The 20937-nt window shown below is 67.7% G+C and carries 18 protein-coding genes; 10 read left to right on the top strand and 8 right to left on the bottom strand.

The annotated features are described in order from the left end of the window. Positions 1–6 precede the first annotated feature (6 nt). Positions 7–1188, bottom strand: a complete 1182-nt coding sequence (gene argJ, locus JOF45_RS03915; RefSeq protein ID WP_210048041.1) for a bifunctional glutamate N-acetyltransferase/amino-acid acetyltransferase ArgJ — start codon at positions 1186–1188, stop codon at positions 7–9. Next, positions 1185–2228, bottom strand: coding sequence for an N-acetyl-gamma-glutamyl-phosphate reductase (argC, locus tag JOF45_RS03910; RefSeq protein ID WP_210048040.1), 1044 nt, complete (start codon positions 2226–2228; stop codon positions 1185–1187). The genes argJ and argC overlap by 4 nt, the downstream gene beginning before the upstream one ends. Positions 2229–2355: 127 nt before the next feature. Between argC and JOF45_RS03905 the strand changes: the two genes are divergently transcribed. Then, the gene (locus tag JOF45_RS03905) at positions 2356–3363 is read left to right on the top strand and encodes a quinone oxidoreductase family protein (RefSeq protein WP_210048039.1); all 1008 of its coding nucleotides are present in this window, start codon (positions 2356–2358) and stop codon (positions 3361–3363) included. A gap of 117 nt (positions 3364–3480) precedes the next feature. Here the strand turns inward: JOF45_RS03905 and pheT are convergent, their stop codons facing one another. Together pheT and pheS are read right to left on the bottom strand one after the other, a co-directional pair. Then, complete coding sequence (gene pheT, locus JOF45_RS03900) at positions 3481–6030, bottom strand: phenylalanine--tRNA ligase subunit beta (RefSeq protein WP_210048037.1); 2550 nt, start codon at positions 6028–6030, stop codon at positions 3481–3483. A gap of 3 nt (positions 6031–6033) precedes the next feature. Then, positions 6034–7122 (bottom strand): phenylalanine--tRNA ligase subunit alpha, encoded by a 1089-nt coding sequence (gene pheS, locus JOF45_RS03895; protein WP_210048035.1) that lies wholly within the window; start codon positions 7120–7122, stop codon positions 6034–6036. 147 nt (positions 7123–7269) lie between these two features. On the opposite strand from pheS, the gene JOF45_RS03890 reads away from it, so the two are divergent. Further along, positions 7270–7608: a DUF4333 domain-containing protein gene (locus JOF45_RS03890; protein ID WP_210048034.1), complete on the top strand. Its 339-nt coding sequence runs from the start codon at positions 7270–7272 to the stop codon at positions 7606–7608. A gap of 114 nt (positions 7609–7722) precedes the next feature. On the opposite strand, the gene JOF45_RS03885 is transcribed toward JOF45_RS03890, so the two are convergent. From JOF45_RS03885 to JOF45_RS03875, 3 genes are all read right to left on the bottom strand, one after another. Next, the gene (locus JOF45_RS03885; RefSeq protein ID WP_210048033.1) at positions 7723–8304 is read right to left on the bottom strand and encodes an LPXTG cell wall anchor domain-containing protein; all 582 of its coding nucleotides are present in this window, start codon (positions 8302–8304) and stop codon (positions 7723–7725) included. A 60-nt stretch (positions 8305–8364) separates the two neighbouring features. Continuing rightward, entirely contained in the window at positions 8365–9849 is a 1485-nt protein-coding gene (locus JOF45_RS03880; RefSeq protein WP_210048032.1) for a phosphatase PAP2 family protein, read from the bottom strand. 205 nt (positions 9850–10054) lie between these two features. Next, positions 10055–10582: an SRPBCC domain-containing protein gene (locus JOF45_RS03875; RefSeq protein WP_210048031.1), complete on the bottom strand. Its 528-nt coding sequence runs from the start codon at positions 10580–10582 to the stop codon at positions 10055–10057. 87 nt (positions 10583–10669) lie between these two features. On the opposite strand from JOF45_RS03875, the gene JOF45_RS03870 reads away from it, so the two are divergent. From JOF45_RS03870 to JOF45_RS03850, 5 genes are all read left to right on the top strand, one after another. After that, positions 10670–13078: an ATP-binding cassette domain-containing protein gene (locus JOF45_RS03870; protein ID WP_378578837.1), complete on the top strand. Its 2409-nt coding sequence runs from the start codon at positions 10670–10672 to the stop codon at positions 13076–13078. Between the two features lie 108 nt (positions 13079–13186). Further along, positions 13187–13918 carry a TetR/AcrR family transcriptional regulator gene (locus tag JOF45_RS03865; protein ID WP_210048030.1) on the top strand — a complete coding sequence of 244 codons (732 nt, stop codon included), beginning with the start codon at positions 13187–13189 and terminating at the stop codon, positions 13916–13918. Then, a complete protein-coding gene (locus JOF45_RS03860; protein WP_210048028.1) occupies positions 13911–14894 on the top strand; it encodes an ABC transporter ATP-binding protein in 984 nt (327 codons plus the stop codon). The genes JOF45_RS03865 and JOF45_RS03860 overlap by 8 nt, the downstream gene beginning before the upstream one ends. A gap of 1 nt (position 14895) precedes the next feature. Then, positions 14896–16548 (top strand): ABC transporter permease, encoded by a 1653-nt coding sequence (locus tag JOF45_RS03855; protein ID WP_210048026.1) that lies wholly within the window; start codon positions 14896–14898, stop codon positions 16546–16548. A 39-nt stretch (positions 16549–16587) separates the two neighbouring features. Then, positions 16588–16824, top strand: coding sequence for a TM2 domain-containing protein (locus tag JOF45_RS03850; protein WP_210048024.1), 237 nt, complete (start codon positions 16588–16590; stop codon positions 16822–16824). A gap of 3 nt (positions 16825–16827) precedes the next feature. Here JOF45_RS03850 and JOF45_RS03845 read toward each other — a convergent pair whose 3' ends face one another. After that, the gene (locus JOF45_RS03845; RefSeq protein WP_210048022.1) at positions 16828–17388 is read right to left on the bottom strand and encodes a helix-turn-helix domain-containing protein; all 561 of its coding nucleotides are present in this window, start codon (positions 17386–17388) and stop codon (positions 16828–16830) included. A 96-nt stretch (positions 17389–17484) separates the two neighbouring features. On the opposite strand from JOF45_RS03845, the gene JOF45_RS03840 reads away from it, so the two are divergent. The 3 genes from JOF45_RS03840 (at position 17485) to JOF45_RS03830 (ending at position 20822) form a co-directional block, all read left to right on the top strand. After that, on the top strand, positions 17485–18552 hold the full coding sequence (locus JOF45_RS03840; protein WP_210048020.1) for an NAD(P)/FAD-dependent oxidoreductase: 1068 nt from the start codon (positions 17485–17487) through the stop codon (positions 18550–18552). Further along, positions 18549–19196, top strand: a complete 648-nt coding sequence (locus JOF45_RS03835; RefSeq protein ID WP_210048019.1) for an SAM-dependent methyltransferase — start codon at positions 18549–18551, stop codon at positions 19194–19196. Before JOF45_RS03840 ends, JOF45_RS03835 begins: the two co-directional genes overlap by 4 nt. Before the next feature lie 514 nt (positions 19197–19710). Beyond that, a protein-coding gene (locus tag JOF45_RS03830) for an IS3 family transposase (protein WP_210051256.1) occupies positions 19711–20822 on the top strand; the annotation gives its coding sequence in 2 pieces (ribosomal slippage) (positions 19711–19981 and positions 19981–20822; 1113 coding nt in all). Positions 20823–20937 lie beyond the last annotated feature (115 nt).

Here is a 20937-nt window from a genome sequence, read left to right as displayed (position 1 = left end):
GGCGCCTCAGCTGGAGTAGGCGCTGTTCTCGTGGACATAGTCGTGGGTGAGGTCATTGGTGAGGATGGTGGCCTCGGCCTCACCGGCCTTGAGGTCGATGACGACCTCCACCTCACGGCCGGAGAGGTCCACCTCGTCGCGGTCCTCGCCGATGCCGCCGGCGCGGCAAATCCAGACGCCGTTGACGGCCACGTCGATGGTGGTGGGGTCGAACTCCGCCTCAGTGGTGCCCACTGCGGAGAGGATCCGTCCCCAGTTGGGGTCCTGTCCGAAGATCGCGGTCTTGAAGAGGTTGGAGCGGGCCACGGCACGGCCTGCCTCCTCGGCCTGCTCCTCGGTCAGGGCATTGACGGTGCGGATGGCGATCTCGTGATGGGCCCCCTCCGCATCGGCGATGAGCTGGGCCGCCAAGGACGCGCAGACTTCGTTGAGCACGGACTGGAACTCACCGAGGTCTGCCCCGGAGGGATCCGCCTCAGGGTGCGCACCCGAGGCCAGTGCGACGACTGTGTCATTGGTGGACATGCAGCCGTCGGAGTCTGCGCGGTTGAAGCTGATGCGGACCGCCTCGCGCAGGGCGACGTCGAGGTCCTGCTGGCTGATGACCGCGTCAGTGGTGATCACGGAGAGCATCGTCGCCATCCCGGGGGCGAGCATGCCTGCACCCTTGGCCATTCCTCCCACGGTGAATCCGGCGCCGGTGCGGGCCTCCGCCTTGGAGACGGTGTCGGTGGTCCGGATGGCCTCAGCGGCGGCGGCCGCGGCCTCCTGCTCGGCAGAGAGCGACCCCACGGCCTGCTGGACCCCGGAGAGCAGCGCCGGCATATCCAGCCGCTCACCGATGAGCCCGGTCGAGCAGACCAGCACGTCGGTGGCAGAGACGTCCATCCCCGTGGCCGTGAGCCTCTCGGCCGTCTCCTCGGCAGTGGTGTGGGTGTCGGCGAAGCCGGGCGCCCCGGTGCAGGCGTTGGCGCCTCCGGAGTTGAGGATCACGGCGTCGGCCCGTCCGTCGCTGATGACCTGACGGGACCAGAGCACCGGAGCGGCGGCCACCTTATTGGTGGTGAACACGGCAGAGGCGTGGCGCAGGGGGCCGTCGTTGACCACCAGGGCCACATCCTTCGCCTCGGCCTTGAGCCCGGCGGCGACGCCTGCGGCGCGGAATCCTGCAGCTGCGGTCACACTCATGGGGAGACTCCCAACAGATCGAGCCCGGTGGTCTCCTCGAGGCCCAGGGCGAGGTTCATCGACTGCACCGCTCCACCGGCGGTGCCCTTGGTCAGATTGTCGGCGGCGGAGACGACGACGGCGCGTCCGGCGCGCTCGTCCACGGTCAGCTGAATGGTCACATGGTTGGATCCGACCACCTGTTTGGTGGCCGGCCACTGACCCTCGGGCAGCAGGTGGACGAAAGGTTCGGCGTCGTAGTGCGCGGCATAGGCCTCCCGGAGCTGGGCCTCAGTGGTGCCCGGGGCCAGCTTGACGGTGGAGGTCGCCAGAATTCCACGCGGCATCGGGGCCAGCGTAGGGGTGAAGGAGATCTGCACCTCGGTTCCGGCCACCGAGCTCAGCCCCTGCTCGATCTCCGGAGTGTGCCGGTGGACCCCGCCGACGCCGTAAGGGCTCATCCCGCCCATGACCTCGGAGCCCAGCAGGTGTGGCTTGAGCGACTTGCCGGCTCCGGAGGTGCCGGTGGCCGCGACGATGACCACGTCCTGGGGCTGGACCAGCGGGCCTGCGCCAGCACCGGCGAAGGCCGGAGCCAGGCCGAGCAGGATGGTGGTGGGATAGCAGCCGGGAACGGCGATGCGCCCAGAGCCGGCGAGCTTCTGCCGCTGTCCGGGCAGCTCCGGCAGGCCGTAGGGCCAGGTGCCCTGGTGCTCAGTGCCGTAGAAGGTCTCCCAGGCGGCGGCCGACTCCAGGCGGTGGTCCGCGGCGGCGTCGATCACCAGGGTGTCCTCACCCAGCGCGGCGGCGATCTCACCGCTGGCTCCGTGAGGCAGGGCCAGGACGACGACGTCGTGACCGGCCAGGTTCTCAGCCGTGGTCTCGGTGATGACACGATCGGCCAGCGGATGCAGATGCGGCTGCAGCGCACCCAGACGCTCTCCGGCCGAGGAGTGGGCGGTGACCTGCCCGATCTCGATCTGCGGATGGTTGGCGAGGAGGCGCAGGACTTCTCCCCCTGCATATCCGGAGGCGCCTGAGACGGCGGCTGTATAGATCATGCCCAGAAGTCTACGCGAAGGTATGCAGAGCTATCAATATTTATGCATCTACGCTCCACGCGGAACAGGCCCGACCACGCCGGGGCAGGCTTCTTGATTATCAGAGTCCTTCGATACCCTGACGCCTATGAGCGAACAGACTGTATTCCCCGAGGACCTTCCGGACAGCGCATTGGTGATGCGCGCCGAGGAGGCCGGCGGGACCGACGTGTTCCAGGCCGCCGACGTCTCGCTCCCCTCCCCCGGGGAGGGCCAGATCCTGGTCAAGACCGCCGCGGCCGGCGTGAACTTCATCGAGACCTATCAGCGCAGCGGCGTCTACCCGGTCGACTACCCCTTCACCCCCGGCACTGAGGGTGCAGGCACCGTGATCTCCCTGGGCGAGGGCGTCGAGGGCTTCACCGTGGGTGAGCGTGTGGCCACCACCGAGGCCGCCACCGGCACCTACTCCACCCACTTCGTGGTGGATGCGGCCAAAGCCGTCCACGTCCCGGACGAGGTGACCGACGAGCAGGCAGCCGCTCTGCCGCTGCAGGGCGTCACCGCCCATTACCTGATCAACTCCACCTACCGGGTCTCCGCCGGGGAGACGGTGCTGACCCACGCCGGAGCGGGCGGCGTCGGACAGATCCTCACGCAACTGCTCAAGGCCAAGGGCGCACGGGTCATCACCACCACCTCCACCGAGGAGAAGGCGAAGATCGCCCAAGCGGCCGGCGCCGACTACGTGCTGGGCTACGACAACTTCGCCGAGCAGGTCCTGGAGATCACCAAGGGCGAAGGCGTCTCCGTGGTCTACGACGGCGTCGGCAAGGACACCTATCAGGGCTCCCTGGAGAGTCTGGCGGTGCGCGGCATGCTGGTGGCCTTCGGAGGAGCCTCCGGCCAGGTCCCGCCCATCGACCCGCAGGAGCTCAACCGCCGCGGCGGCTTGTTCGTGACCCGACCCGCGGTCCATTGGTACCTGCGCAACGCTCAGGAGCGGGCATGGCGGTTCTCCGAGCTGTTCAGCGCGCTGACCGCCGGGGAACTGGAGCTGAACATCGGGGGGACCTACCCGCTGACCGAGGTCGCCCGCGCCCACGAGGACCTCGAGGGACGGCGCACCACAGGAAAGCTGCTCCTGGTGCCCTAGCCGCGGCCACGCCCGACGACGTCGGCCCCGTCACCTCCGCTGGGAGGTGACGGGGCCGGCGTCATTCTGTGCGGCTGGTCCAGCGCTGGGCGGTCTGCTCAGGGCTGGACAGGACTATCAGCGCTGGAGAGCGCTGTGGCGCTGCTCGGCCAGAGCGACGGCGGCCGCGCGGGCCTCCGAGGCCTCCTCTGCGGTCAGCGTGCGATCCTCGGCGCGGAAGCGCAGGGCGTAGGCCAGGGACTTCTTGCCCTCCTCGATGCCGGTGCCGGAGTAGACGTCGAAGAGCTCGATGCTCTCCAGTAGCTCCCCGGCGCCCTCGACGAGCGTGGCCTGCAGCTGCGCGGCGGGCAGGGACTCATCCACGATCAGCGCCACGTCCTGGGAGGTCGGCGGGAAGCCGGAGAGCGCCGCCGCCGTGACCTTCTCCGCCGCGGCGGCGATCAGCGCCTCCAGATCCAACTCCATCACCGCAGTGCGCTCAGGCAGATCCCAAGTCTTCACCACCTTGGGGTGCAGCTCCCCGGCATACCCGAGCGCACTCTGGCCGCCGGGAAGCCGCAGCTCGGCGGTGCGTCCAGGATGGAACGCCTGGTGGGACCCCTGCACGACCTCGAGCTGCAGGTTCAGCAGCCCCGCCACAGTGTGTGCTGACTCCAGGGCATCGGCCCAGTCACGACGCCGAGCCTGCTGACCCAGCTCCACGGCCGGCTCCGAACCGGTCAGCGCCACCGCCACATGCAGCGGCTGGTCCGGGATGCCGGCCTCCAGCTCTGCGATCCGCTCAGCGCCTGGGTGAGCACCCAGCCCAGGGATGGTGGTGCTGCCCAGAGCCGCTGCAGGGTGGAACACCCGGCCGGCCTCGAAGAGCGCCACATCGCCGAATCCGCGGGAGACGTTGCGGCGGGCGGCATCCAACAGGCCCGGCAGCAGCGTGGTGCGCAGCGTCGGGTGCTGGCTGGCGATCGGGTTGGCCAGCCGGACCATCGGCAGCTCGGCGCCCTGCTCGGCTGTGCCGAAGAGCCGGTTGGCCTCCTCCGAATAGAACGGGTAGCTCAGCACCTCGGTGAAGCCGGCACCGGCCAGACCGTTGAAGACCTGCCGACGACGCTTCTGCTCAGCAGTGAGCCCCCGACCGGCCGGAGCCGCCGGCAGCCGCGACGGGATCTGGTCGTATCCGACGAGCCGGGCGACCTCCTCCACCAGGGCCTCCGGAATCGTCAGGTCGGGCCGCCAGGTCGGCGGAGTGACCGTCCAGGAGTCTGCAGAATGCTCCTCGATGCTCGCCCCGACGGCACTCAGCGTGTCCCGCAGCTGCTCAACGGTGTAGGGCACGCCGGTGATGCGCTCGGCAGAGGCAGGGTCCATGGTGATGGACTGGGGCAGAGCGGGCTCCCCCACCTGGGTGAGCTCTCCGGTGTCTGTGCCGCCGGCCAGCTCCACGAGCAGGTCCACCGCGCGCTGGGCTGCGATCGCCGGAAGCAGCGGGTCCACGCCCCGCTCATTGCGCTTGGAGGCCTCCGAGGGCAGCTTATGACGGCGCTTGCTGCGCCCGATGGTGATCGGATCGAAGTGCGCAGCCTCGATCAGCACAGTGCTGGTGGACTCCCCCACCTCAGTGGCGGCGCCGCCCATCACGCCGGCCAGACCGATGGCCCCGCGGTCATCGGCGATGACCAGGTCCTCAGGGTGGAGCTCCCGCTGCTTCTCATCCAGAGTGGTGAGCTTCTCCCCGGCCTCGGCGCGGCGCACGCGGATGGCGCCCTGCAGGGACTCGGCGTCGTAGAAGTGCAGGGGCTGACCCAGCTCCCACATCACGTAGTTGGAGATGTCCACGGCCAGACTGATCGGGCGCATCCCTGCCAGGCGCAGCCGTGCGGCCATCCATGGCGGAGTGGGCGCCTGCGGGTTCACCCCGGTGACCTTCCGAGCGACGAAGGAGTCACAGCCCGGGGTCCCGTAGATGGGTGCGGAGTCCTCGAGGATGACTTCATGGCCAGCCGGGGCGGTCTCGGGCACCTGCACCAGCTCGGCCGGATCGGTGAACGCGGTGCCGGTGGCGTGGGAGTATTCCCTGGCCACACCGCGCATGCTGAAGGCATAGCCGCGGTCCGGGGTCACGTTGATCTCAGCGGCGGAGTCGTAGAGGCCCAGCAGCTCCATGGCGTCGGTACCCGGCTCCGGATCCAGACCCAGCGTGCTCAGCACCAGGATGCCGGCGTGGTCCTCCCCCAGACCCAGCTCCTTGACCGAGGCGATCATGCCTGCAGAGAGGTGGCCGTAGGTCTTCCGCGCCGAGATGGCGAAGTTCCCGGGCAGCACAGCACCGGGCAGGGTCACCACCACTTTGTCGCCCACCTCGAAGTTGTGGGCGCCGCAGACAATTCCCTGCACTCCGGAGGGATCGATCCCCTTGCCGGTCAGGGTCTGCTCCTGGCCCTCGGGGACCACGCGGACCTGGCACCAGTTGATCGTCTTGCCGTTGGACTGCGGCTCGGGTTGCTTCTTCAGCACCTCGCCGACCACGATGGGACCGGTCAGCTCATCGGTGGGACGGTGGACGTCCTCCTCTTCGAGGCCGACTCTGACCAGCTCGGCCATGAGGTCCTCTGCGGTCCCCTCGGCGGGGAACTTGGTGTATTCACGGATCCATGACAGCGGGATGCGCATGCCTCAGACCTCCATTCCGAACTGCTGGCTGAACCGGACATCGCCTTCGATCATGTCGCGCATATCGGTGACCCCGTTGCGGAACATCAGTGTGCGCTCCACGCCCATGCCGAAGGCGAAGCCGGTGTGCTCCTGGGGATCCACACCCGCGGCGCGCAGGACATGGGGATTGACCATGCCGCAGCCGCCCCACTCGACCCAGCGCGGACCGCCCTTGGCATTGACGTCCCAGACGTCCAGCTCAGCGGAGGGCTCGGTGAAGGGGAAGTAGCTCGGACGCAGACGGATGGCGGCCTCAGGGCCGAACATCTGACGGGCGAAGTGCTCCAGGGTGCCCTTCAGATCCGCCATGGTCAGGCCCTTGTCCACGGCCAGACCCTCGAACTGGTGGAAGACCGGGGTGTGGGTGGCGTCGAGCTCATCGGTGCGGAAGGTCCTGCCGGGGCAGAGCACATAGACGGGCAGCTCACGGCCGAGCAGGGCACGGATCTGCACCGGGGAGGTGTGGGTGCGCAGCACCAGATGGGAGTCTTTGGGCTCCACGAAGAAGGTGTCCTGCATCTCGCGGGCCGGGTGGTCCGGGTCGAAGTTCAGCGCATCGAAGTTGAACCACTCGGACTCCACCTCCGGGCCCTCGGCGATCTCCCATCCCATCCCGATGAAGATCTCGGAGACCTCCTCCTGCAGCACAGACAGGGGGTGGCGGGCCCCCAGAGGCTTCCGGCGCGGCGCAGCGGTGACGTCCACCGTCTCCTCGACCAGCATCCGTTCCGCGTGCTCGGCCTCCAGGATCTCGGTGCGGGCGGCCAGGGCCTTCTGGATCCGGCCGCGGGCTGCGCCGAGCAGCTTGCCGGCCTCCTTCTTCTGGTCCTTGTCCAGATCCTTGATCTGGCGGTTGGCCAGTACGATGGGCGCCTTCTCCCCGGAGTGGGCCAGACGGGCCGCTTTGAGCTCCTCGAGGTCGGCGGCAGCCTCGAAGGCCTGCAGTGCCTGCTGGACGGCGCTCTCGACGCCGGCCTCGTCGAGGGGGTGGGGCGCAGAGGAGGCGTCCTGCTCCTCAACGCTGCCCACAGGGTGTTCGGACGTAGACATACTGCTCCCGTAAGGTGTGCGCGTGGACAATCCACGTCAGTTTATGCGCTCAGCTCGGCATCTGCAGAGTCGACGGCCAGAGCATTCGTGACCTGCCCACCGGGCCGTGGGATCACTGACGCACCCTGCGATGAAAGGTTCCCCGGGATGCCCCTGAAGAAGACCTCCGCCGCCGCGCTCGCCGCAGTCGGCCTGTTCGCCCTGTCCGGCTGCGGCTCTGTGCTGCAGAGCGACGACGTCGAGGAGACCATCGCCTCTGACCTGGAGGATGCCGGCTACTCGGAGGATGAGTTCGACGTCGACTGCTCCGGTGACATCGACGCCGAAGTCGATGAGCAGATGACCTGCACGGTGGAGTGGGAGGACGGCGCAGCCGCTGAGTCCTACCGGATCGCCATCACCGAGGTCGACGAGGACGACGTCTACTACGACGTGATCCCCGAGGAATTCGCTGAGCAGGAGACCGGCGAGCAGGACGCGGACTGACCGCCTCCGGGGGCCCGCCGAGGGATCCCCCGAGGGGCTCGCCCGGCCGAGCCCTGATCGCCCGGTCCGCCGCTGGGGCGCCGGGCGATCACGACTCGGCGACAGAGGATCGACTCAGGCCTCGCGGCGGCTGCGGCGGAGCAGAACGCCTCCGACCACCAGCAGGGCCAGCCCGAGGACGGCGATCCCGGCCACACCGAAACCGGTGCTGGCCAGGGCTCCCTGGGTGGAGCCCTGATCGCTGGCGACAGCGGCGTCAGCGCCGGCAGCCTGGCCTTCGTCAGCGCCGGCGCCGGATTCAGCGGCCGTGCCGCTGCCTGCACCCGCGGCCTCAGTGACGGTCAGCTGCGCCGAACCGCTGATCCCGGACTCATCGTCAGCCTCAGCGCCGGCTTCAGTCTGGCCGTCTGCTCCTGCACCGGACCCGGTGTCACCGTCGGAGCCGGACTCAGCGCCGGTCTCGGGCTCGGTGTCAGCTTCAGTGCCAGCCTCAGAGTCGGTCTCGGAGGACCCGAGCACCACGTTGCCAGCCTCGTCCACTGTCACCTCAGCGGTCAGGGCCGCCTGGAGGTTCATCCGCTGCCATCCGCCGTACTCGCCGGAGATATCCAGCGGGTACCCGGAGTCCAGTGCGGTGAGCTGCAGGACCTGGGCCCGCTGTTCGTCGGTGAGCTCAGGGTGGGCGAAGCGCAGCATGTCGGCCGCACCGGCAGGGACTTCGAGGGCCTGGCCGGTCTCACCGACCTGCGGGAAGCCCTAGTGCAGGCGCTCCTCATAGAGCGCGAGAGCCTCAGCCTGCGGCAGATACGGGGTCTGACGCTCCAGGACCTCGTCCACCGGAGCACCGGCATAGTCCTCGAAGACCTCCAGCAGCTCCTCTCGGGCTTCCAGGAAGAGCTCACGGAACTCCTCGTCCTCCCACCGCTGTGCCACGATGGCGGTGCCCAGCATGCGTCCACCCATGACGCCCGACGGCGAATGGGTGCCCAGCAGGATGCGGCTCTGTCCGGCGTCGGCGGCCCGGGCCAGGATTCCGTCCGAAGCCTCCGGGAAGATCGTCGCCAGCCCCATCAGCTGCCAGTAGGCCTGTGCGGTGTGTCCGGAGGGGTAATCACCAGAGCTCGAGCCCTGGGCGTTTCCACCGAGGACGTCCACGTAGTACAGCTCCTCCTCCTCGGAGAAGTAGGGCCGAGGCGAGTCCTCCACCCAGTGCTCCTTGGCGGGGGTGGAGGAGGATCCGTCATTGGCGATGCCCTGCCCGCCCCCGCCGTAGTCCGAGGAGATCAGGTGCCAGGTCTTGGGAAGGTCCCCATTGTGGACCGCCTCCAGGAAGATGGGCCCGAGTTCGGAGCCCAACCCGGTGTGTCCGGTCAGGGCCTGGTCCCCGTACTGGTCCTCCAGAGCGGTGACCATGCGCGCGTCATCGCCGTAGAGGCTGTTGTTGATCTCCACGCTGAGCTGCCGGTCATAGGCCCAGAGCTCTTCATCGGCGAGGAAGTCGTCATAGCCGCTCAGGTGCGGGAAGAACCCATGGTCACCCAGTCCGTAGGAGTCATAGCGGGTCCAGTCCATCTGTTCCGGAGTGAAGCCTCCCTTGTAGGCCTCCGGCCCGGCCTCGTAGAGCCCCTGGTCCAGACCCGGGACCTCGACGATATCCGGGTTGTTCCGAGAAGTGCCGTAGAGGCCGAGGCCGCCGTCGTCGGTGGTCTCCCGCTCGGCCTCGGCATCGATCTCACGGGAGTCGAACTCGTCAGCGCCCTCCTGCTCCGCGGAGTCTTCGGGAGCCTCTTCAGCGTCTTCCTCCGACTCGTCCTGCACAGCGCTCTCGTCATCCTGCTCGGAAGCCTCATCACTGTCCTGGCCATCAGTCTCGGCCTGATTGTCAGCACTGTCCTGCTCTTCGGAGCTGGCCTGACCCTCGGTGCTTCCCTGGTCTTCAGCAGCGCCCTCGCCGTCAGCACCGTCCTCGCCGTCAGCACCGTCCTCGCCATCAGCGCTGTCTCCGCCGGCGCCCTCGCCCTCAGCGTCGGCATCCTGGTCGGCGTCGGCCTCCTGCTGATCCGCACTGTCCTGCTGCTGACTCTGGACCTGATCGCCGGCCTCCGTCGCCTCCTCGGCGAGGGATGCGGCAGAAGCGGCCGAGCCGGGGGCCAGCAGGGCTGCGCTGAGGCTCAGCGCGGTGATCGTGCGGATGGCGCCGCCTCCGGCGATGCCGGAATCAGCCTGATGTCCCTCAGTCATGCGGTGGTGTCCTCTGCGGAGTCGTCCTTCAGATGCGGTGAGCCGCCCGGCCGGCCCCGTCTCCGGAGCCGGCCGCGGGCAACCTCTTCATCCAACGGCCTTGCGATGAACCCGCCGCACAGACGACATGAACCCCAGGCGAACTCCACGTAAGAGGTGAGGGGTCACGAGATGGACCATCGGCGACGCTGTGCTGCGCCGCCGATCAGAGCGTCTCCTGCAGCCGCTTCCAGAACTCACGGCCGGGCGCAGGGTCCACACCGAAGAGCTCGGCGTAGTGCTCATGGATCTCGCCCCAGTCCGCGTGCGCCTCCTTCTCGGAGACAACCCTGCCTTCCAGCAGCTGCTCCAGCCGGTCCATGTAGGTGTGCCACCCGGCTGCCGTCTGGGCAGCTGGGGTGTCGGGGTCGGCGAAGACATGCAGGAACATCAGTCGGCAGGAGTCCTCGTCTCCGGTGAGCTTAAAGCGGTAGAGGTCGTCGCTGAAGCTCCAGGCCAGCGTGTACGGCGCCTGTACCTGCGTGACTTCCCCCGTCATCCCGTAGGCCTCGAGCTTCTCGCCGGCCTCCGGCCCCCATTCAAGGGCGGCAGGGAACCACTGCTCGAGCTCGGTCGGGGTGGACACCGCCTTCCAGACCCGCTCGACGCCGTGAGGCAGCTTCCGCCGGAAGCGCAGGGCAGGGCGACCGTCGATGGCCTCAAGGACGCCGTCGCGTCCGATATTCTCAGTCATGGATCCTCCTCGGACTCCACCCTATAGAGACGGAACACCACCTTCACCCTTCCACCCGCATGGCGTACGGCGTACGATGTTCCAGTGATCGAGAGCAGCCTGCCCCCAGAGTCCGCGTCCCCTCGCCCCCTCGCCGCAGCGGCCCACGAGACCATCACCGTCCGCGGTGCCAGGGAGAACAACCTCCGCAGCGTGGACGTGGATATCCCCAAACGCCGGCTCACCGTCTTCACCGGCGTCTCCGGCTCCGGCAAGTCCTCACTGGTCTTCGGGACCGTCGCCGCCGAATCGCGCCGGCTCATCAACGAGACCTACGACGCCTTCATCCAAGGGTTCATGCCGGCGATGGCACGTCCCGAGGTGGAGGTCCTGGAAGGTCTGACCGCCTCGATCATCATCGACCAGGAACGCATGGCTCCCAACCCGCGCTCCACTGTGGGCACCGCCACCGACGTGAACTCGATGCTGCGGATCCTCTTCAGCCGCTTCGCCGAGCCCGCCCTGGGCAACCCCATGGCCTACTCCTTCAACGTCATGTCCTCCTCCGGCGGCGGCACCCTGACCAAGGCCGACGGCACCCGCGAGGCGGCCGGATACAGCGTCACCGGCGGCATGTGTGTCCGCTGCGAAGGACGCGGCCAGGTCAACGACATCGACCTCGCCCAGCTGGTCGACGAGACGAAGTCCCTCAACGAGGGAGCGATCACTGTCCCCGGCTATAAGCCCGGAGGGTGGTCTGTGCGCTTCTACGCCGAATCCGGATTCTTCGACCCGGACAAGCCCGTGCGCGACTACACCGAGCAGGAACGCCACGACCTGTTCCACCGGGAGGCCACCAAGGTCACCATCAGCGGCACCAATATGACCTTCCAGGGTCTGGTGCCCGCAGTGAAGAAGTCTTTCCTCTCCAAAGACCGGGACGCCATGCAGCCCCACGTCCGCGCCTTCGTGGACCGCGCAGTGACCTTCACCGACTGCCCCGACTGCGCAGGCACCCGACTGACCGCCCTGACGCTGTCCTCGCGGATCGAGGGGAAGAACATCGCTGATCTGTGCGCCATGCAGATCAGCGACCTGCTCACCTGGATCACGGAGGTCAGCTCGTCCGGGAATCTCACCGGCGCCGCTCCCCTGCTCACAGCCCTGACCGAGACTCTGCAGAACGTTGTGGACATCGGGCTGGGCTATCTCTCGCTTGACCGTGCATCCGGCACCCTCTCCGGCGGCGAGGCTCAGCGGGTCAAGATGATCCGCCACCTGGGCTCCTCGCTGACCGATGTCACCTATGTCTTCGATGAGCCGACCATCGGTCTGCACCCGCACGATGTGGACCGCATGAACGAGCTGCTGCTGAAGCTGCGCGACAAGGGCAACACTGTGCTCGTGGTCGAGCACAATCCCTCGGTGATGGCCATCGCCGATCACCTCGTGGATATGGGCCCGGGCGCCGGAACCCACGGCGGAGAGGTCGTCTATGCCGGAGACTTCGCCGGACTCCGCTCCTCGGGGACGCTGACCGGCGAGCACCTGGAGACCCGCGCCTGGCTGAAGACAGAGCCGCGCAGCCCCTCCGGCACCCTGGAGATCCGTGGCGCCCGTGCCCACAACCTGCAGAATGTGGATGTCGATGTGCCGGCGGGGGTCCTGGTGGCCGTCACTGGCGTGGCCGGCTCCGGCAAGAGCTCCCTCATCCACGGATCCCTGGCCGGCCGCGAGGGCGTGGTGGCTGTGGACCAGACGGGGATCCGCGGTTCGCGCCGTTCCAACCCCGCCACCTACACCGGGCTGCTGGAGCCGGTGCGCAAGGCCTTCGCCAAGGCCAACGGCGTCAAGCCCGCGCTGTTCAGCGCCAACTCCGAAGGCGCCTGCCCCACCTGCGGCGGCGTCGGAGTGATCTACCAGGACCTGGGCATCGTCTCGGGGATCTCCACTGTCTGCGAGGAGTGCCAGGGACGTCGCTTCCAGGCCGCCGTCCTCGAGTACACCCTCGGCGGACGCAACATCGCCGAGGTGCTGAGCATGTCCGTCGAGGAAGCACTCGCCTTCTTCACCGGAGAGGACGAGGACGCCGCCGGGGCCAGGATCCCTGCCGCCCAGAAGGTCCTCAGCCGACTCAACGACGTCGGACTGGGCTACCTGACCTTGGGCCAGCCGCTGAGTACGCTCTCCGGAGGCGAGCGCCAACGCATCAAGCTGGCCATCGAGATCGGATCCGAGGCCGAGGTGATCATCCTCGATGAGCCCAGCGCCGGACTGCATATGGCGGACACCGAGCGACTGACCCAGATGCTGGAGAAGATCGTCGACGCCGGACGCACCGTCATCGTGATCGAGCACAATCTGGACGTGGTCTCCCGGGCGGACTGGATCATCGACGTCGGCCCCGGCGCGGGACACGACGGCGGCCGCGTGGTCTTCTCGGGCACACCGGGCGACCTGGTCGGCGTCGAGGGCTCCCTGACCGGCCTGCATCTGGGACGGCGTCACCGCCGCTGAACGCCTGCGGCCGCCGATTCAGCGCTCTTGCCGCCCTATGACCCCCGGCGTACCGTCGAAGACACGGGCTGAACACACGGTCAGCCCAGACGGTGGCAGGAGGGTCAGATGGCCTATCGCTATGGAGGAGTCGGCGGCTCCTCGTCTCCGGCGCCTGCGCCCCAGAGGATCCGCAGCGCGGCCGTCGCGCTCTTCGGAGAGCAGGGCTTCACCGAGGTGAGCCTGAAGATGATCGCTGCCCGAGCCGATGTCTCGGCCCCGCTGGTGATCCACCACTACGGCTCCAAGACGGGGCTCCGGGAGGCCTGCGACCGTTGGGTCGCTGAGCAGTTCCGCCGCGCCAAGACCGACGCGGTGGAGCGCGAGGGCGATATGCCGCAGAACTGGATGTTCCAGGTCATGCAGGAGAACCGCCCCGTGGTGCGCTACATGTTCCGTTCCTTCGCCGCCGGCGGTCCCGAAGCTGATCGACTGATGGATCAGCTGGTCGAGGACTCTCTGGAGTACATCTCCCGAGCCGAGGAGCTGGGACAGGTCAAGCCGAGCCGGCATCCGCGCCATCGCGCTGCTGTGCTGCTGCTGATGACCTTCGGTTCGATGATGCTGCACCAGCAGATGAAGCGCCTGATCGGCACCTCGCCTGTGGATGACCCGCCGGAGGAATGGGGCCCGTACATCGCCGCCGTCGCCGAGATCTACCTCGACGGCGTCCTGCGCCCAGAGGCCTACCCAGATCTGCTGACCTTCATCGACGGCCCCGTCGACTCCCACCCGCCGCACCATCATCGGCCCGGCGCCTCGCCGGAGAGCCGCTTCAGAGAGGAACAGACCGATGAATGAGAACGCCCCGGTCATCCGGGCTGAGAACCTGGTCAAGACGTTCGGACCGGTCCGCGCCCTCGATGACCTGAATCTGAACATCGCACCTGGAGAGGTGCACGGCTTCCTGGGACCCAACGGCTCCGGGAAGTCCACCACGATGCGCGTGCTGCTGGGGCTGCTGCGGCCGGACTCCGGGACCATCGAGCTCTTCGGCCGCGATCCCTGGCGGGATGCGGTGGAGCTTCACCGTCGCCTGGCCTATGTCCCCGGCGACGTCGAGCTCTGGCCCAACCTCACCGGTGGCGAGGCCATCGATATGTTCCTGCGGCTGCGCGGCCGTGCCAGCGGCAGTTCCCGCAGCGGCCGCTCCTTCGATCCGGCGCATCGGGATGAGCTGATCGAACGCTTCGACCTGGACCCGCGGAAGAAGACCCGGACCTATTCCAAGGGGAACCGCCAGAAGGTCGCGCTGATCGCAGCCCTGGCCGCGGAGGTCGACCTGCTCCTGCTGGATGAGCCCACCGCCGGACTGGACCCGCTCATGGAGGCCGTCTTCCAAGAGGTCATCCACGAGGCCAAGGCCGCCGGGCGCTCCGTGCTGCTCTCCAGCCACATCCTCTCCCAGGTGGAGGCGCTCTCCGACCGGATCTCGATCATCCGCAGCGGCAATATCGTCGAATCCGGCACGCTCTCCGAGCTGCGGCATATGACCCGGACGACCATCGAAGTCCAGACGGAGTCGCCGGCGGAGGATCTGGCCTCGGTCAGCTTCGTCCACGGCTTCCGCACCGAGAGCACCCCCGGTGCCGGCGAGCGCAGCGTCTTCGAAGTCGACGGCGACCACGTGGGCGAAGTGATGCAGCGACTCTCCGCGTTGGGCGTGCATTCCATAGTGGCGCATCCGCCCACACTGGAGCAGCTGCTGATGCGCCACTACGGAGACGATCTCTCCGCCCGCGGCGTGAGCACCTCGGCGCAGAGGCAGGTGTCCTGAGATGACGCTCTCCGCCTCCACTCAGTACGCGCCCAGCCCGGCCGCCCGCCAGGCCACGCTCTCCGGCACCGGCACCCTGCTGCGGTTCATGATCCGGCGCGACCGGATCCGCACCACGGCCTGGGTGCTGGGAATCGGCCTGATGGGGTTCTACTTCGCCCATGCCGTACAGGTCGTCGCAGAGTCCCAGCAGGAGCTGCTCAGCCTCTCTGCGATGTACGCCGACCCGGTGGGCCGCATGATGGTCGGGCCTGGCTTCGGCATGGAGGAGCCCACCCATGAGCGGTTCTACTCCGGCGGCTATGCGCTGTTCATCTACATCCTGGCCGCTCTGTTCAGCATCTTCACCGTGGTCCGTCACACCCGCGCCGAGGAACAGGCCGGACGCGCTGAGCTGGTCCGGGCCAATGTGGTGGGCCGGCATGCCACACTGACCGCAGCCCTGGTCCTGACAGCGGCGGTCAACGTGGTGGCCGCCGCGCTGATCTTCGCCGGTGCCGCCTCCGCGGAGTATTCGCTGGCAGGCTCCGCTCTGGTGGCCTGCGGCTCGCTGGCCGTGGGCCTGCTCTTCGCCGCTGCGGCTGCACTCAGCGCCCAGCTCAGCGAATCCTCCCGCGGGGCCAGCGCGCTGGCCGGCGCGCTGTTGGGCCTGGCCTATGTGATCCGCATGGGCGGCGATATGGCTGAGGTCGGCGGCAATGCCCTCTCCTGGTTCTCTCCGCTGGCCTGGGCCCAGCAGACAGCGCCCTACGTGCAGGACAGGTGGTGGCCGCTGATCCTGCCGGTGGGCTTCGCCCTCGTCCTGACCGCGTTGGCCTTCTGGCTGAGCACCAAGCGCGATGTCGCGGCAAGCCTGATCCCCGTACTACTGGGCCGCAGCAGGGCTCGCCCCTCACTGGGGTCGCCGACGGGTCTGGCGGCCCACACGCTGCGCGGGGGTCTGCGCGGCTGGGGCATCGCGCTGGTGCTCAGCGCGCTGATGTTCGGCGCCTTCGCCCAGACCATGGTCGAGGCCGCCGACACTCTGCCGGAGGAGCTGAGCCAGATATTCGCCGGTGAGGACATGATGCTGGGATATCTGGCCTATATGGCCCTGTTCATGGCGGTCTTCGTCGGTGCGGCCGGCGTCAGCGGACTTCAGCAGCTGCGCGGCGAGGAAGCCCGTGGTCGGGCCGAATACGCGCTCTCGGCTCCGATGAGCCGGCTCGGCTGGCTCGGCGCCCACCTGGTGGTTCTGGTCGTGGGCCTGGTGCTGATCCTCGCTGCAGTCGGCGTCGGGATGGGTCTGAGCGCCATGGCCTCTCTTGAGGAGGGCGGCGGCCGCTACTTCGGCGCACTGTTCCTGGCCGCGCTGCTGCAGGCCCCTGCGGTCTTCGCCGTGGTCGGCATCGTGACGGCCCTGCTGGGGTGGATTCCGCGCATCGCCGCACCGGTGGGCTGGGTGCTGATCGGCTTCGCAGGTGTCATGGCCACCTTCGGCGGCCTGCTGGAGCTTCCGGAGGCGCTCACCGACCTGAATCCCTACGGTCACCTCAGCGAGTATCCGGTGGAGGAGATCGCGTGGACCCCGGTGGTGGTGCTCTGCGGCATCGGAGCTCTCGGCGTCGCCCTGGGGCTGCTGGGATGGAACCGCCGCGAGGTGAACCGGGTGTGACCGCTGGGAGTGCTGCACGGAGCGGCGTAGACTGGGGCTATGGTCTCCCGCGCATATGACGGCCCGCAGAAGGATCCGGGGATCGCCCTGGTCCTCACCATCATCGGTTTCTTCTTCATCGCCGGCCTGCAGTACTTCTACCTGGGCAAGTACATCAAGGGGATCCTGTTCCTGGTGACCCTCGGTTTCATCTATATCGGCACGGTCATCTCGCTGTTCACCATCCGGAACGCGACGCGCAAGGTCAACCGCGACCGCATGCTCGGCCTGCGCTGAGGCTCAGCGGCCCTCCGCTCCCGTCTCCGTATGGAACCGGGCGCCGGCCTCATTGAAGATGCTGATGACCTCGGCGTCCTCCGGTCCCACCGCGCTCAGCGCATGGGGCGTGAGCGTGTCGAACTCGGCGGCCTCGCCCTTGTGCAGGATGATCTCCCGCTGGCCCAGCTGCAGTCTCATCCGGCCGGAGAGCACATAGAGCCACTCATATCCGCTGTGGGTCCTCAGCTCATCGGCGGGCGGACGAGGCGAATACTGCAGCTTATAGGTGTGGACCGGTGAGGACTCGGGCGAGAGCGGGTGGACACGGATGCCGTCTGCCTCCCAGCCGTCGCGCCGGACCCGAGGGTCCTCCGGCTCCGGCACCAGCAGGTCATCGATGCTGATGCCGAGCTGACGGGTCAGCGGCAGCAGCAGCTCCAGGCTGGCTTGGCGCTTGCCCGATTCCAGCCGCGAGAGCGTACTGGCGGAGATGTTCGCGGCCTTGGCCAGCCGATCCAGGGTCCAGCCCTTGGAGGTCCGTGCGGCCTTGAGCCTGAGCCCCACCTGTGCGAGTTCGTCCATGCCTGTATCCATCCTTGCCGCAGCAGCCTTCGTGCAGTTATTGCAGTTTCTGCAAAGTTCCTTTCTAGTATGGCACAGCTCCTTCATGCTGGAGCCATGACTTCTCCAGACCCGCATTCCCAGCGCCCCTACAGCGACTCCCCCAGCGACGACCTCTCCTTCGACAGCACCCTGCCCAGCACCGCAGCCGGAGAGCTCTGGGACAGCGTCATCATCGGAGGCGGCGCCAGCGGTCTGGCCGCAGCCCAAGCTCTGGGCCGCTCCCTGCGCCGGACCCTGGTGATCGACGCCGGCTCCCCGCGCAATCGCTTCGCCGAGCACATGCACACCGTCCTGGGACACGACGGCCTCGCCCCGGCGGAGCTGCTGCGCACCGGGCGTGCTGAGGCAGCCCGCTACGGCGTGATCTTCCACTCGGGACGGGTGCGCCACGTTCGCGAGACCCCAGCTGAAGCGTCTGCTGAAGCCCTCTCCGCGAGCCCCGTCCGTCCGCGCGCTCTGACCGTCTCCCTGGCGGACAGTCAACAGCTCTCTGCCCGCACCGTCATCGCCGCAACCGGCGTCTCTGATCGGCTCCCAGAGATCCCCGGGCTGGCCCGGCGCTGGGGCCGGTCCGTGCTCCACTGCCCCTACTGCCACGGCTGGGAGGTCCGCAGTCAGCGCCTGGGCGTCCTGGCCACCTCGGAGTTGGGGCTCCACCAGGCCGAGCTGCTGCGCCAGTGGAGTGACCAGCTCACCTTCTTCAGCGCCGGAGCCGGGGAGCTCGACGCCGCCACCGCGGCTCGCCTGGAGTCCCGCGGTGTGACCATCGAGCCCACTCCGGTCGCTGAACTCCTCGGCGAGGGCGAGGCACTCTCCGCGGTGATCTTGGAGGATGGGCGCCGCATCGGCGTCGACGCGCTGTTCACCGCGGCCGAACTGGTGCCCCAGGATGATTTCCTGAGCTCGCTGGATCTGGATCGGTCCGAGACGATGGTCGGCAGCTTCATCGCCGCGGATCAGAACGGCAGGACCAGCCACGACCGCATCTGGGCGCCGGGGAACCTGAGCAGCCCGATGGCCAATGTGCCCATGGCCGTCAGCGCGGGGACGATGGCAGGCGCGATGGCGAACATGACGTTGGTCAGCGAGGACTTCGATCTGGCCCAGGAGGTAGGACGATGAGCAGCAGCTCCGGTGCCGACTTCAGCGCCGACTTCTGGGAGCAGGCCTGGCAGGGGGACCTCGGCGAGGCCAGCATGAGGTCCCTGCCGCCTCATCCACGTGTGGTGGAGGAGGTCTCGGACCTGCCGCCCGGAACAGCCCTGGACGTGGGCTGCGGCGCGGGGGCCGAGGTGCTCGCCCTGGCGCAGGCCGGGTGGACGGCCATCGGCGTGGACATCTCCGCCCAGGCGCTGCACCACGCCGCCCAGCGGGCCGAGGCCGCAGGACTGACTGAGCAGGTGAGCTGGAGAGTCGCCGACGCCACGACCTGGGAGCCTGAGCAGCGCTATGACCTGGTGCTCTCCTGCTACGCCCATGCCCCCATGCCCCAGGAGGAGTTCTACGAGAGGCTCTCCGACTGGGTCGCCCCGGGCGGACACCTGGTGCTGATCGGACACCGTCATCACCATGACGACCGCCCTGAGGAGGCGAGCACCACGGCTGATCGGGCCGCAGCGCGGTTCAGCCCCGAGGTCTGGGAGACCGTCACCGCCGAGGAGCATATCCGTACGCTGCAGAAGCCGGACGGGACCAGCGTGCCGCTGCATGATGTCATCGTGCACCTGCGACGCCGGAGTCCGTCGAACCAGTGTTCTGACAGCTGATTCACAGGTGATTTCATTCGAAGAGATTTTCGAGCAGGAAATGACCTTGCCACTGGTCTAGAAGACGTGTTCTAATAGCAAATGCGCGATGGGAAGCGCGACGCCTGCGGAGGCCCTCCTCACTGCTTCCGCAGGCGTCTCCCGTTTCTGGGGCACTACATCCTTGTCATTGCAGGGATGTAGGGCTGGCCCAGAAACGGGGCCAGAGCAGGGAGGAGAACCTCGTCCCACTCTATTCCCACCTTTGGTCGGGAACCGATGACCTCGGAAGGCACCTCCGCCGGACACTCTCACCTCAGCCCGTAGGGCGAACGTCGAGAGCTGCAAGGAGAGATCGTGCCCCGCCAACCACTAAGACCAGGGACCCACGGCGCCGTCAACGTTAAGCAGGACAGCGACGGGGGCTACTACGCCAGAGTCTTGTACAGAGATGGCATGACCCCCTAATTTCGGTCCACGAGTTATGAGAGTCGCACTAGCGCCCGACGCTCCGGGCAGGAAAACTGGTGTGACCATGACAAGCAAGAGAAGACGCCATACCCCGGAACAGATCATCCGGAAGCTCCAAGACGCTGAGAAGCTCCAGGCAGAAGGCCACGACGTCGCCGCCACCGCCCGCGAACTGGGAGTCACCGAGGCCACCTACTACCGGTGGAAGAACCAATACGGCGGGCTCAAAGCCGAAGACGCCAAACGGCTGAAGGAACTTCAGAAGCAAAACGACCGGCTCAAGAAGCTCCTGGCCGAGGCGGAGCTGGAGAAGGCCGCGCTGAAGGAGCTGGCGGAGGGAAACTTCTAAGCCCGGACCGGCGCCGAGCAGCTGCGCGACACCTGATGGCCACCATGGGCATCAGTGAACGCAGAGCCACCGCGCTGGCCGGGCTTGCCCGATCCGCCTTCCGCCGGGCACTGAAGTCTGAGAACGCTGGTGATCCTGATGCTGGGCTGCGGGCCTGGCTACGGGCTTATGCAAAGGACCACCCGCGCTGGGGCTACCGGCGGGCCTATCATGATGCCCGAGCCGAGGGCTGGGCGGTCAACCATAAGAAGGTCCAGCGGCTCTGGCGTGAAGAGGGCCTGCGGGTTCCGGTGAGACGTCGACGCAAACGCGTGGGGTCCTCCACCGCGGAAGCCCCGCAGGCGGACGCGCCGAATGTGGTGTGGGCGGTGGACTTCCAATTCGACGCCGATGAGACGGGCCGGGCGATCAAGATCGCCTCGATCGTCGATGAGCACACTCGCGAATGCCTGGGCGGGATCGTGGCCCGCAGCATCACCGGTGATGACCTCACCGCCCACCTCGACGCTATCGCCGCTGACCGGGGGCTTCCAGAGGTCCTACGGTGTGACAACGGCCCGGAGCTGATCTGCCACGCGATGGCCGACTGGGCCGGGGAGGTCACGGGGATCCACTACATCCCGCCGGGTGCGCCGTGGCGCAATGGGTACGTGGAGTCCTTCAACAGCAGGATCCGGGATGAGTGCCTGAACATCACCAGCTTCTGGTCTTTGACCCATGCTCGGGTGATCATCACGGATTGGAAGAAGGAATACAACACCATCCGGCGCCACTCAGCGCTCGGGTACCGCAGCCCGGCTGAGTATGCTGAAATCTGTACCCATTGAAGAAACCGCGGCCCGCATAACGCGTGGACCTACTTCCGGGGGCAACCCAGAGACGCCAGGGGAAACCGCCGAGAAATGCTGGTCCGAGAGAAGACCAAGGGCGCTGTGCGTCGTG

Source organism: Nesterenkonia lacusekhoensis, from assembly GCF_017876395.1.
Lineage (GTDB): Bacteria > Actinomycetota > Actinomycetes > Actinomycetales > Micrococcaceae > Nesterenkonia > Nesterenkonia lacusekhoensis.
The sequence above is the reverse complement of the archived record's forward strand: the minus strand, read 5'-3'. Positions and strand labels throughout refer to the sequence as shown.

Excerpts from the sequence above, each read along its gene's own strand:
- argJ (WP_210048041.1), bottom strand. The coding sequence starts at position 1,188 with ATGAGTGTGACCGCAGCTGCAGGATTCCGCGCCGCAGGCGTCGCCGCC.
- argC (WP_210048040.1), bottom strand. The coding sequence starts at position 2,228 with ATGATCTATACAGCCGCCGTCTCAGGCGCCTCCGGATATGCAGGGGGA.
- JOF45_RS03905 (WP_210048039.1), top strand. The coding sequence starts at position 2,356 with ATGAGCGAACAGACTGTATTCCCCGAGGACCTTCCGGACAGCGCATTG.
- pheT (WP_210048037.1), bottom strand. The coding sequence starts at position 6,030 with ATGCGCATCCCGCTGTCATGGATCCGTGAATACACCAAGTTCCCCGCC.
- pheS (WP_210048035.1), bottom strand. The coding sequence starts at position 7,122 with ATGTCTACGTCCGAACACCCTGTGGGCAGCGTTGAGGAGCAGGACGCC.
- JOF45_RS03890 (WP_210048034.1), top strand. The coding sequence starts at position 7,270 with ATGCCCCTGAAGAAGACCTCCGCCGCCGCGCTCGCCGCAGTCGGCCTG.
- JOF45_RS03885 (WP_210048033.1), bottom strand. The coding sequence starts at position 8,304 with ATGCTGCGCTTCGCCCACCCTGAGCTCACCGACGAACAGCGGGCCCAG.
- JOF45_RS03880 (WP_210048032.1), bottom strand. The coding sequence starts at position 9,849 with ATGACTGAGGGACATCAGGCTGATTCCGGCATCGCCGGAGGCGGCGCC.
- JOF45_RS03875 (WP_210048031.1), bottom strand. The coding sequence starts at position 10,582 with ATGACTGAGAATATCGGACGCGACGGCGTCCTTGAGGCCATCGACGGT.
- JOF45_RS03865 (WP_210048030.1), top strand. The coding sequence starts at position 13,187 with ATGGCCTATCGCTATGGAGGAGTCGGCGGCTCCTCGTCTCCGGCGCCT.
- JOF45_RS03860 (WP_210048028.1), top strand. The coding sequence starts at position 13,911 with ATGAATGAGAACGCCCCGGTCATCCGGGCTGAGAACCTGGTCAAGACG.
- JOF45_RS03855 (WP_210048026.1), top strand. The coding sequence starts at position 14,896 with ATGACGCTCTCCGCCTCCACTCAGTACGCGCCCAGCCCGGCCGCCCGC.
- JOF45_RS03850 (WP_210048024.1), top strand. The coding sequence starts at position 16,588 with ATGGTCTCCCGCGCATATGACGGCCCGCAGAAGGATCCGGGGATCGCC.
- JOF45_RS03845 (WP_210048022.1), bottom strand. The coding sequence starts at position 17,388 with ATGGACGAACTCGCACAGGTGGGGCTCAGGCTCAAGGCCGCACGGACC.
- JOF45_RS03840 (WP_210048020.1), top strand. The coding sequence starts at position 17,485 with ATGACTTCTCCAGACCCGCATTCCCAGCGCCCCTACAGCGACTCCCCC.
- JOF45_RS03835 (WP_210048019.1), top strand. The coding sequence starts at position 18,549 with ATGAGCAGCAGCTCCGGTGCCGACTTCAGCGCCGACTTCTGGGAGCAG.